Source organism: Rhizobium sp. 01T417 (genome assembly GCF_056398905.1).
The window spans coordinates 141,708-151,083 of the sequence record NZ_JBFTQH010000015.1; the positions used below are offsets into that span (position 1 = coordinate 141,708).

The following is a 9,376-nucleotide window of genomic DNA, read 5'->3' on the forward strand; positions in this document are numbered from 1 at the left end:
CGACATATTATTGAAGAATCTCCAAGGGCGCGAGGGTTTCCTCCAGCGACAACAGTTGAATTGATCCACCCCAGCTGTTCACGAGATTGGCAAAATAACCTGCCATCGAGACTACGCGTTCTGCGCGATTTGCCCTGCTGCACAATTCGACCGTTTGTCGCGCGTAATTTTCCGCAGAAAAGGTCTTGTCCGCCCAAGCTTTTGCTGCTGCACCCAATGAGAGACCACACTGACGGTCTTGCAGAAGCTGCTCCAGCGCAGACCTAATTTCTGAGATCTCGTTAGTCGGATCGATCTTAATTACGGCAGTGTCTGGGATCTCGCTGTAGAAACCCGCATTTGTGACGATGGTCGGCTTTCCATGAAGCATAGCTTCAATGGCCGAGGCGGAAGCGGCCTCGAGTGTTGGCCAGCGCAAGCAACTCATAACGTCAGCTTCAGAAATCGCTTCGGCCAACTCTGCGTCACTTACTTCGCCAGAAACGGTCAGCTTAACGCCATTTTCATATGCAAATGCAATGAGCTGCCGTTCGATGTCTGGTTTGACCGCTCCCACTAGGCGATAAACCGCCTGCTTTTGCAATTTAGAACTCGAACCAATCGCGCGGATGATCGATTCAGCTCGCTTGTTAAAGTTAACATTCCCTACGGTGAGTATGTTGAAGCTTTCGATCGTTTCCAGCGCGCGAGATTCAAGGACGGTGGCCAATATATCATAGGCAAGCGGGACGACCTGAACTGGACCGGGGCAAGAACGGAGTACGCGATCAATTCCCCAAGAACTATGGGTGATGACGCCGATGGCCATCGAGCACACCCATTCCGTAAGGGGCGATGTGTTTCTCGTTCCCTCGATAAATGTTTCCATTGATGAGAATTTGTGGAAGGCCTCGGATGCATCGGGGCCATACCAATTTGCGAGAATGCTCTTTGCCTCTGAAGCGTGTGAGGCACCCCAGGCGTTAAATAAATTCCCGAGAAAAAAGTCATGAAGACACACGACGCCCGGGCAACGCGGAAGCCATTCCAAACAACCCTTATGATACGGGTAATTGTCTCCAATGTGATAGATTGTAGCGTCAGCTTCCGAGATCAAGCTAGCTACTTGAGATTGGTGATCCCAACGCACTTGAGGCGCTTCGAAAGTGTGCACCGGCAAACCGAATAGTTCCTGGCTTTCGCTTCGCACGACCGTAACCTCGTGCCCTAACTCCATGAGGGCGCGACCGGTTAGGCGCGCCATACGAGCGATTGCGGATGCTTGAATAGTCGGAGTAAAAATAACAATCTTCATTGAAGGAGTGTCTCGACCGTCGTCGGCCAATTGATGCCCATTCCCAACCAAAGTTCCCGGGCAGCCGCCCCATAGTCTCTGGCTTGCGAAATGTTTTCAGCAGCCAAGGAAAGCACGTCAGCTACTGCACGAGAGTCTGGCTCGGCTACCCAGCCGCTTTGGTGGTGTTTGACTAACAAAGTGACGCCGCCGCTGTCCGAGGTTGTTATCAGGGCCTTTCCGGCGAGCGCCCCCTCCATTGCTACATAACCCAGCGAATCTTCGTCGTACGGCGCGTAAGCTACGGCCATCGCGCCCCGCACATAGTTGGCGTATGTCTCTCGAGGCAAAAAGCGAAGGTCGAGCTCGACGCGATCCTGAAGGTCGTATTTTTCGACCAGCGCTCTGAGCTTATTCCCGTCGGCTTCTGTATCAGGCGGACCGGCAATTAGTAGTTTGATATGTCTGCGCACATGTTTCATGGCTTCCAAGAACAAATATTGGCGCTTCATATCGTTTATTCTCCCGCCTAGAAAAATATAATCGCCGGTAACGTTTGCGTCAAAAAGCTCGGGATCGTTTATTGGTGGGAGCAATACGCGCGATTGGATGCCATTGTACTTCAGTAGTCGTTGGCGAGTAACTTCGGAATTTGTGAAAATATTGCGGCTTTCAAGAAATGATTCAGTGTCCGCATTTTTGATCAGGTTCCGAATCTCGTCCCCCACTGTCCCGGGGGGCAGGTTAGAATGCCCAGCGTCAAAAAGGTCGTAAGCCTGGCGATACTGATGAAGCAGCCAAAATGTCTTGCTGGGATGCCGAATGAGGTACGCGGGAAATTTTAGGGCGATAACACGGTCAACATTGATCAGCTCGAATGCCCTAACCATCATCATTTGGGAGGGTATTTTTGTCGCCGGCTCCCATTGGAACGGAATCCGAAGAACTTCTGCTTCATGCCCCGCGATCTTCAGATTCTTCTCGAGGTTGGCGGCGAGCTCCTCGGCTCCGCCCCAAACAAATGGCGCCATATTGTTAACGATGAGGACCTTCATGCCAGGAGCCGATCCACTACGTGTGACCAGGAGATGTTCAACTGATTTAACGAGTCGAAGGCATTGCGCCCCAATTTCTGGGTCCGAGGAAGATCATGATAAAGCCGATCCATAGCTTGAGCGATATCTTTGGGATCGGGTTCGGCTACAACGCCATTATAGCCATCTTTGACCAGTTCAAGCACACCTCCAGAGTCGGAAGTCGTTATAACTGATTTCTTGGCATGGCATGCCTCGACACTTGGATATCCGTAAGAATCTTCATCAACCGGAATATATGCCGCAGCCAAGCAGTCGGCCAAATACCCCGCCTTTTCGTCTTCGGCGATCCAGCGATTTTCCAAAGTTACCCGTTCGCTAAGGCGGTATTTGGAAATGAGTTCTTCAAGATGGCGCGGATAATCCGGATTTCCACTGGTACCACACAGGCGCAAGCGGACGGCCGTTTTTGTGTACTGCATCGCCTCAATCATGAGGTGTTGCCTCTTATGGTGCTCCACCCTGCAGATATAGACAATTTCATCATTATATGTCCGGGTAAAGAAGCGTTCGGGCCTGAATACGGGCGGATAAAGCACTTCGCTATCTACAGAGTTGAACGATTTCAAACGATCCGAAACCGCCTGGGAATTCGTGAAAACTGCTTTCGCCTCGAGAAAGGCCTTATTGTCGATAGCGATAAGGTTGTCTCTGATTTTGCGGTTAGCGGCAGTGTTCTCAAATCCGTACGGCGTGCCCCATAGATCGTAGAACTGACGGATATGGTGGATGAACCAAAGGACCTTATTGGGGTGGGGAACGAGATGCGCTTGAGGCCGAAAGCAGATAACTCGATCGGCCGCATCAAGGTCTATCCACCGGAAGGCAGCGAACTGGCGCAGCAACAGCTCAGGCGTGTCAGCTTCCGGAAGATAGATCCGCTCGACGTGATGACCGTGCTCTTGAAGCACCGATTGAAGCCATTCGACAATGTTTCGAGCCCCTCCGTTTACGAATGGGATGAACGAGGAGCAAAGGGCGATCTTCATGCCGCAGATAACGCCCTTTGAAGACTGTAGGCAACCCGATCAACGTCCTTCAATGTCAAATCCAGATGCGTTGGGAGATTGATACCCCGCTGCGCCCAAACATCCGCTACCGGATATTTCTGGTCTTCTTCGTAGGGCGGAAGGACGTGCATCGGATAGAAGACCGGCCGGGTTTCAATTCCGTCGCTGTCGAGTGCGCGCATAACGGAGTCCCGACGAACGCCGTCTCCATCGCGGAGGAATATATTGTACATCCAGAAGACTGGCTCTGCCCAGTTATGCTTAGTTGGCAGTATGATCTTGTCTTCAAGAGGCGCTAAGGCCTTGTTGTACCACTCAGCAAGCCTTTGGCGATCGGCAAGCGCCTCTTCTATTTTCTCCAACTGGGCCAACCCAATCGCGGCCTGAATGTTGGTCATACGATAGTTGTAGCCCACCACTGGGAACCAGTACCGACGCTTGGGATCCATTCCTTGGCCCCGATAGAGGCGAAGTTTTGCAGCCAGTTCATCATCATTGGTAGTGATCATTCCTCCCTCTCCAGTTGTAATGATCTTGTTACCAAAAAAACTGAACGTTGCGCAATCGCCTAAACTGCCAACTTTGCGCCCTACCACCTTTGCCCCATGTGCTTCGGCGGCATCCTCAACCACCCACAATCCACGCCGATGGGCTATCTCACTAACGGCCTCCATGTTGGCAGGATGCCCATAAAGGTGCACTGGAATAATACCGCGCGTTTTTTGTGTGATCTTCTGCTCGACTTGCATTGGGTCGATATTCATCGTCACGGGATCGACGTCGACGAGAACAGGCGTCGCTCCACAGTACCGCACGGCGTTGGCCGTAGCTATATAGGTTACAGTTGGAATGATCACTTCATCCCCGGGCTGAAGATCCAACCCAACCAGGGCCAGATGAAGCGCGGTCGTGCCGTTATTGGTAGCGATCGCATGTTTCACGCCACAAAATTTAGCAAACGCATCTTCGAAGGCAGTTATGTATTTACCGGCTGATGAGATCCAGTTGCTGTCGAGGCAATCCAGAACGTACTTCTTCTCATTTCCACCGAGTTTTGGCTGTGCAACCGAGATTCTTTCCATAACAAGCCCCTTAAACCTTTCGCGGCGATACCAATCGCGCTGGTGTTCCCAATACCTTCGATCCCGCTTGGACGGGCCTTATCACAACACTCCCGGCGCCCACGATAGCTTCTGCACCAATTTCAATATTTGGTATTACCTTTGTGCCAATACCGAGAAACGATCGTTCGCCAATATGCACGCTACCAGCCACTCCACATTGGGGCGCCACGTGCGCTGCTCTTCCTACGCGACAATCGTGGTCCACAGTCGCGCCCGTGTTTATGATCGCCAAGTCATCGATGCGACTATCGGCATTGATAGTCGCTCCAGCCATGACCGCTATGCCAACGCCAAGAGTCACTGATGGAGATATGTTCGCCATAGGGCTGATTGCATTTACCAAGCTGAACCCTTGTTGGATCGCAAAATCCGCCAACTTAGAGCGAAGCGCATTTGAGCCGATTGCGATAAAGGCTTTGCTATATCCTTCAGCGGCCAATTGGGCCAAGTGGTGATCACCCTTCAGAACCTTCACCCCAACGCAAGTCTCCGGGCTATCGTCTCCTCCAATCGCAAATGCGACGTTGGAGCCGGACGCTCGCAAAAGCTCGATGCACACCTTAGCATGTCCACCAGCTCCCATGACGATGACATCTGGCTTCATTCGCTTAATCTCTTTTCCACACACGAGATTGAGGACGCGCAAAAAGAAGATTTACAGTTTCAATCGCCTTGAGCTCTTCAAGTGATATGGGCGCCAGGGTGCCGTTCAAATGGTGGATCGCGCGATACTGCAAACCCAGATCGGTAAACGCCGCCAACCAGCTTTCCGCAGTTTGTCCGATTCGCTCGAGATGGGATGGCCCGAACTCCACAATCAGTCCAATTTCCGGGTTAGCCTGGATCGTTTTTAGGGCTCCTCGAAGAACGCTGAGCTCTGCTCCTTCTGCATCAATTTTGATCAGATCGACATGGGCGTCAGGTCCAACGGTCTCATCAATAGTGACCAACCGGACCTCCACCGGGCTGCCGCCGATGCCTTCCTCCGCGCCGAGATCAAAAAGAGAATGATGTCCGCTTGTCGGCCCCAAATGCAGCTTTTGCACTCCCTGTCGGTCGGAGACCGCGCATTGATGGACATCCACTATCGACGAAAACCCATTAAACCAGATTGTTTTCTCGAGGCGCCTTACTGTCGGTTGGTAAGGCTCAAAAGACACGATTCTGCCGGAACCGCGCATCGTTCTTGCAGCGGCGAGCGTGTGAAGTCCAATGTTCGCCCCAACATCGACAAAGGTATCCCCGGAGCGGACCAGACGCTCAATTAATACGCGCGTTCCCCGCTCGAGCTCTCCTGCCTCCAATAGAATCTCAATAAGAGCCGGGTCTGCGCTGGCACAGAGAACGTACCCCACAGCCGTTTTGATTAGAATGTCATCAGGGCCACAGTTGACCGCTACGTGTCGATTACTCGGGGAGGTGAATTCTTCTATTCGACCGATCTGAGGCGAAGTCTTCTCGAGTTCATTCTCGATTCTATCGAGTCGGGGATGGAGATCACCGATAGCTAAAAGCAATTCTTGCCTTAAGCCATCCAACAGGTATCTCCTGGTCCTGAACGCGATAGGTGCGGCAATAGGCCTAAGCAATTTGAAAAGCACGGCCACAAATGGCCTCAAAAAACGCTTCGATTGGTTGCGGATGTTCACAGGAGGTGGAGGTGCCTTGGAGGCGTTACCCTCCGCCATGGCATCGGAAGACTGTTTCACTGCTTGCTCCATGGTTGAAGACTTGCGTTTCATTGCCGCTTCAAATGCAACACGAACACTTGATGCCTCTCTGTGGACCTTATCCAATTTAGTGCGGGCCTCCAAAGTATGCTTCCGTTACTGCGGCTGGATCACCGTCCATGCGAACCCTCCCGTGCTCAAGCCAGATAACTCGGTTGCATGTGTGAAGAATCAGCTCGTGTGAGTGTGTCGCCACCACTAGGATGTTGGTAGCCTGCACAAGCTCAGTCAGCCGTGCCTCGGCCTTGCGCTTGAAGCCCTCATCGCCGACTGAGAGCCATTCGTCCATGAGAAGTATTTGGGGGCGTACGATCGTTGAGACCGCAAAAGCGAGCCGCAGATGCATCCCTGAGGAGTAAGTTCTTAGCGGCATGTCGATAAAATCGCCTAACTCGGTAAACTCGATGATTTCATCCATCCGCCGAGTTATTTCTGCCCGCGATAGGCCAAGGAGCCCCCCCCGCAGATGAATATTTTCTCGCCCCGTCGCCTCTGGATCAATACCGAGCGAAAGGTCGATCAACGAGCCGATCTCGCCCACAATCTTCGCAGTGCCCGATGTTGGTTCGAATACCCCACTCAGCAGGCGAAGCATCGTACTCTTGCCTGCGCCATTGTGGCCAATCAAACCCACCCTATCGCCATCGTTTAGGGAGAAGTTCAGTCCCTCCAGGGCCCTAACCACCACGCGGCCATGGTCATCTGATCCAAGCTGGCCCCCCGTCGCTACCTTCAGCAATCGCTTCTTCAGCGAGCGGCCATTTGCGTTATATATCGGAATATCAATGGAGACATTTTCCATGACAATCGACGCCATAACTCTACTCCTACTTACAGCCAGTACGGGATGCGTCGTTTGAAACGCCCGTAAACTAGCAGAGCAAAAAGGGAACCAAGCAGCGCGAGCGTTAGTGAGACGACCCAATTGGTTGTTGCAGGGAACTCCCCAAGCAGCGGTGCTCGAACGACCTCAATGAGGTGGTAAACCGGGTTGAGGGCCAAGAGATAAACTGCCGCCCCAGCCGGCAGATGCTTCGGCATCCACATGATTGGAGTGAGATAGAATAGGACCTGCACAGAGCTCGTCACAATTTGGGTTAAGTCTCTGTACCGGGAGCATACAATCCCCAGGACCACAGCAACCCAAGTCAGGTTGATCAAGGTCAGAGCAAGGCCAGGTATGCTCAGGAGGGCCACCCATGTCAGGGGCTTGCCGACCGCTATCAGGACCACTGGAAATATTACAAGGTTATGGGCGAAGATCAGCAGGTTTCTCCATATCATTCGGAAGACGTGGAGAAGCATTGGCAACGGAAGCTGTTTGATGATCCCCTCTGCCGCAACGAATACCGTGCACCCCTCAGTGACAACCGTGGTCATCAGCCCCCACAGTATGATGCCAATGGTCAGAAACGGAAGAAACTCATCCAGTGGTGACTTGAAGATCTGACCAAAAACGATCCCGATCGTCCCAATCATCACTCCCATGCTAATCGTGAGCCAAAACGGACCCAATGCGGATCGGCGGTACCGTTGGCGAATATCCTGCCATCCGAGCATTCCGACAAGGGAATACTTTTGGAACGACCTCCATAAATCACCACAAGCAATCGCCGCGGGGCTAGCGCGCATCTCGGACTCCAATAGCGAGCGGCTACGAGCGCGGGCTCGGGCAGTCCGCATCACACTGACTGATTACCTTGTTGCCTTGACGGCGAAGGTAGTTGACTGGCGACCTCATTCCATGAGTGGGACAATAGTGTCAACTCGGAAGCCCCAAAAACCAGTGCTTAAATCCTCCACACTGCATACAGCACACGGAATGGGCCGTCCAACTTACAGCACTAGGCCGGAGGCGGCGGCCTGCTCATCAATACCAAACAAAGGGCATAGCGCCGCTGATTGTGCCATCGCGCATGTCGGCGGGCACACAGAAGATGGTTGCGCCTTTGTTATTCTCGTCGGTCGGCTGTGCCACAACCCTCTCGCAACCGCCCAGGGCACGACATCGAATGCTTAGGCATCTTGTCGGATGGGGTTTTATGTCTAGGCGAAAACCGGTATAACGGGGGCAAGGTCAGAGCTCACTCACTTACGGCCGTTGTCAAGAATGCAGTCGACCCGCCCCAATGGGCAAAATTGCTCCAAGACCAGCGGCGGTAGCGGTCTATGCTTGGGCCTGATCTACGGTGATCGGCATGGTTGGCCCTTCAGAGAGATTTCTAGAGACCTCATTCCCGCGCCGTGCCGCTATTCACACCTTATGGGGTCTCAGTGCAACCACGTCGTCAGCGGCAACCGAACATACCTTGGTCTTTGCCAGCGCTTCGATCATGACAACTAATCTGGCAAGGTCTTCTTGATGCAGTGCTTTTAGTGCTGCTGAAATCCGTTCTTGAAAAACCTCGTCGGCGCTTCGAACGCGCTCCTCGTTGCGAAGCCCGAGCAGTTCGTCCACGGAGGTCCCCAAAATAGTCGCGATCCGGACAAGCGTCGCAAGATCGGGCTCGCGTGCCCCACTAACGTAGTTCCCGTACCGCCGGTCGCTCAGGCCAGTTCGCCTAGCTACTTCGGCATTTGATATTCCGAGCTGTTCAGCACGTCTTTTAAGATTCGATGAAAATGGCTCCATACCACATTTTGTTCATGACAAACCAAACGGGTCTATGTACGATACGTTGATATACAATAGAACAATATGTGGATATAGATCCATGGAACTACGCCAACTCACCTATTTCAACGGTGGCCGAGGAACTGCACTTCGGCCGGGCGGCAGCCAGGATGCACATTGCCCAGCCGGCACTCAGCAATCATGTGATGTCGCTGGAAAGGGAGCTTGGCTGTCCGCTGTTCATCCGCTCGACGAGAAGGGTGGAACTGACCAGGGCAGGGGAAACCTTTTACGATCGCTGTGTGCGGATCTTGAGCGACATCGACCTGACCACCGAACTGACCCGGGCAGCCGGCGGCAGTCGCATCCGCCAGATCCGGATCGGCTGCATCTACCCGGCCACCATGGGCATGCTGCCAACCTTCCTTGCCAAGATCGCCCGCAAGTATCCCGATGTCCGCATCCACATCGCGTCGGGCAATACCGGCGAGATCATCCGCGGCCTGGAGACCGGCCAGCACAATCTAGGCT

The 9,376-nt window shown here is 53.1% G+C and carries 9 protein-coding genes and 1 pseudogene; 1 reads left to right on the forward strand and 9 read right to left on the reverse strand.

Translation table 11 applies throughout. From position 1 onward, the window contains the following. Positions 1–7: 7 nt before the first annotated feature. The 9 genes from AC1DPR_RS16755 to AC1DPR_RS16795 all read right to left on the reverse strand — a co-directional run bounded on the left by AC1DPR_RS16755 (position 8) and on the right by AC1DPR_RS16795 (position 8,863). Positions 8–1,294, reverse strand: coding sequence for a glycosyltransferase family 4 protein (locus tag AC1DPR_RS16755; RefSeq protein WP_477816783.1), 1,287 nt, complete (start codon positions 1,292–1,294; stop codon positions 8–10). Next, positions 1,291–2,328, reverse strand: coding sequence for a glycosyltransferase family 4 protein (locus tag AC1DPR_RS16760; RefSeq protein WP_477816784.1), 1,038 nt, complete (start codon positions 2,326–2,328; stop codon positions 1,291–1,293). Before AC1DPR_RS16760 ends, AC1DPR_RS16755 begins: the two co-directional genes overlap by 4 nt. Further along, entirely contained in the window at positions 2,325–3,356 is a 1,032-nt protein-coding gene (locus tag AC1DPR_RS16765; protein WP_477816785.1) for a glycosyltransferase family 4 protein, read from the reverse strand. The genes AC1DPR_RS16760 and AC1DPR_RS16765 overlap by 4 nt, the downstream gene beginning before the upstream one ends. Then, positions 3,353–4,459, reverse strand: a complete 1,107-nt coding sequence (locus AC1DPR_RS16770; RefSeq protein WP_477816786.1) for a DegT/DnrJ/EryC1/StrS family aminotransferase — start codon at positions 4,457–4,459, stop codon at positions 3,353–3,355. Before AC1DPR_RS16770 ends, AC1DPR_RS16765 begins: the two co-directional genes overlap by 4 nt. A gap of 10 nt (positions 4,460–4,469) precedes the next feature. Then, on the reverse strand, positions 4,470–5,105 hold the full coding sequence (locus AC1DPR_RS16775) for an acetyltransferase (protein ID WP_477816787.1): 636 nt from the start codon (positions 5,103–5,105) through the stop codon (positions 4,470–4,472). A gap of 4 nt (positions 5,106–5,109) precedes the next feature. Further along, positions 5,110–6,243: an FkbM family methyltransferase gene (locus AC1DPR_RS16780; protein ID WP_477816788.1), complete on the reverse strand. Its 1,134-nt coding sequence runs from the start codon at positions 6,241–6,243 to the stop codon at positions 5,110–5,112. A gap of 55 nt (positions 6,244–6,298) precedes the next feature. Continuing rightward, positions 6,299–7,048, reverse strand: coding sequence for an ABC transporter ATP-binding protein (locus tag AC1DPR_RS16785; protein WP_477816789.1), 750 nt, complete (start codon positions 7,046–7,048; stop codon positions 6,299–6,301). A gap of 14 nt (positions 7,049–7,062) precedes the next feature. Next, on the reverse strand, positions 7,063–7,914 hold the full coding sequence (locus tag AC1DPR_RS16790; protein WP_477816790.1) for an ABC transporter permease: 852 nt from the start codon (positions 7,912–7,914) through the stop codon (positions 7,063–7,065). A gap of 571 nt (positions 7,915–8,485) precedes the next feature. Continuing rightward, entirely contained in the window at positions 8,486–8,863 is a 378-nt protein-coding gene (locus AC1DPR_RS16795; protein ID WP_477816791.1) for a helix-turn-helix domain-containing protein, read from the reverse strand. Positions 8,864–8,945: 82 nt separating this feature from the next. Here AC1DPR_RS16795 and AC1DPR_RS16800 point away from each other — a divergent pair. After that, positions 8,946–9,376: pseudogene (locus AC1DPR_RS16800) on the forward strand (LysR family transcriptional regulator); the annotation flags it as partial.

Coding starts and splice junctions, on each gene's coding strand:
- AC1DPR_RS16755 (WP_477816783.1), bottom strand. CDS start 1,294: ATGAAGATTGTTATTTTTACTCCGACTATTCAAGCATCCGCAATCGCT.
- AC1DPR_RS16760 (WP_477816784.1), bottom strand. CDS start 2,328: ATGAAGGTCCTCATCGTTAACAATATGGCGCCATTTGTTTGGGGCGGA.
- AC1DPR_RS16765 (WP_477816785.1), bottom strand. CDS start 3,356: ATGAAGATCGCCCTTTGCTCCTCGTTCATCCCATTCGTAAACGGAGGG.
- AC1DPR_RS16770 (WP_477816786.1), bottom strand. CDS start 4,459: ATGGAAAGAATCTCGGTTGCACAGCCAAAACTCGGTGGAAATGAGAAG.
- AC1DPR_RS16775 (WP_477816787.1), bottom strand. CDS start 5,105: ATGAAGCCAGATGTCATCGTCATGGGAGCTGGTGGACATGCTAAGGTG.
- AC1DPR_RS16780 (WP_477816788.1), bottom strand. CDS start 6,243: ATGAAACGCAAGTCTTCAACCATGGAGCAAGCAGTGAAACAGTCTTCC.
- AC1DPR_RS16785 (WP_477816789.1), bottom strand. CDS start 7,048: ATGGCGTCGATTGTCATGGAAAATGTCTCCATTGATATTCCGATATAT.
- AC1DPR_RS16790 (WP_477816790.1), bottom strand. CDS start 7,914: ATGCGGACTGCCCGAGCCCGCGCTCGTAGCCGCTCGCTATTGGAGTCC.
- AC1DPR_RS16795 (WP_477816791.1), bottom strand. CDS start 8,863: ATGGAGCCATTTTCATCGAATCTTAAAAGACGTGCTGAACAGCTCGGA.